General features: G+C 70.4%; 1 protein-coding gene. It reads right to left on the bottom strand.

The window, feature by feature from the left end; genetic code table 11:
- Positions 1-13: 13 nt before the first annotated feature.
- Positions 14-1213, bottom strand: a complete 1200-nt coding sequence (locus RT309_RS08105; RefSeq protein WP_313356365.1) for an aminotransferase class I/II-fold pyridoxal phosphate-dependent enzyme — start codon at positions 1211-1213, stop codon at positions 14-16.
- Positions 1214-1476: the final 263 nt, after the last annotated feature.

Raw genomic sequence — 1476 nt, 5'->3', positions numbered from 1 at the left:
TGTGACCGCGGCGTCAGCGCAGGGCGGACAGCCGGCGGCCGGCCTCCTCGATCACGTCGACGCGCTTGCAGGCGGCGAAGCGCACCAGACCCGCATAGTGCCCGTGGCTTCCCGGCGCGACGAACGCGCTGATCGGGATCGCCGCAACCCCCACCCGCTCCGGCAGGGCGCGGCAGAACGCGGCGGCGTCCGAGCCGCCCAGCGCAGTGGCATCCGCGACGGTGAAGTAGCCGCCCTGCGGGGAGAACACGTCGAAGCCGGCGGTGCGCAGCGCGGCGCCGAGCAGCTCGTGCTTGCGCAGCATCGTGGCCGCCGCCTCGTCGAAGTAGGCGTCGGGCAGGCGCAGCCCCACCGCGATCGCGGGCTGGAATGCGGATCCGTTCACGTACGTGAGGAACTGCTTGACGGTCAGCACGGCCGTGATGAGAGCGGCCGGGCCGTGCACCCAGCCGATCTTCCACCCCGTGGTCGAGAACGTCTTGCCCGCTGATGAGATCGTGAGGGTGCGCTCGGCGGCGCCGGGCAGCGTGGCGATCGGCACGTGAGGCGCGTGGAACGACAGATGCTCGTACACCTCGTCGGTGACGATCACCGCGTCGTGCTGCGCGGCCAGGCGCACGACCTCGGCCCGCACCTCGGGCGTGAACACCGCACCGGTGGGATTGTGCGGATCGTTGACGAGGATCATCCGGGTGCGGTCGTTCACCACCGCGCCCAGTTCGTCGAGGTCGGGCTGGAAGTCGGGGCGGCGCAGCGCGACGGTGCGCAGCCGCGCACCCGCCAGCGCCACGGCGGCCGCGTACGAGTCGTAGTACGGCTCGAAGACGACGACCTCGTCGTCGGGGCCGTCGATGAGTGCGAGCAGGGTGGCGGTCAGCGCCTCGGTCGCGCCCGCGGTCACGAGGATCTCGGTGTCGGGATCGACCTCGAGTCCGTAGAAGCGGCGCTGATGCTCGCTGACGGCGGCGAGCAGATCCGGGATGCCACAGCCGGGCGGATACTGATTCGCGCCGTGCGCGATGGCATCCCTCGCCGCCTCCAGCACCTGCGGCGGACCGTCTTCGTCGGGGAATCCCTGACCGAGGTTCACCGACCCGGTTCTCACCGCGGCGGCCGACATCTCGGCGAAGATGGTGGGGGCGACCCGTCCGTCGGGGGAGAGCAGACCGGCCCCCGCGGCAGTGCGGCGCCATGCTCCTGGTATGACATCCATGCAGAACAGGCTAAGACCATAGGTGAATGTCATCGGCGGCATACGAAACGCACAGACTCGGTTGTCACTCTGATAGGGCATTGGAGAAGGAGCAGAAGATGAACGACAACAGCACCCCCGACCAGCCCTCGAACCCCGAGGCCTCGGCTCAGACCCCGCCGTCGTCGACGCCGGGTCAGCACGTGCCCTCGCACTTCGGCTCCGACCAGGCGCGGTGGCAGGCCCCCGCGTCACCGCAGCCGGGTGCGCCGTACGGCACGCCG

It is taken from the genome of Microbacterium sp., assembly GCF_032084865.1.
Lineage (GTDB): Bacteria > Actinomycetota > Actinomycetes > Actinomycetales > Microbacteriaceae > Microbacterium.
Note: the sequence above shows the minus strand (reverse complement) of the source record. Positions and strands in the feature narration are given on the sequence as shown.

Coding starts and splice junctions, on each gene's coding strand:
- RT309_RS08105 (WP_313356365.1), bottom strand. CDS start 1,213: ATGGATGTCATACCAGGAGCATGGCGCCGCACTGCCGCGGGGGCCGGT.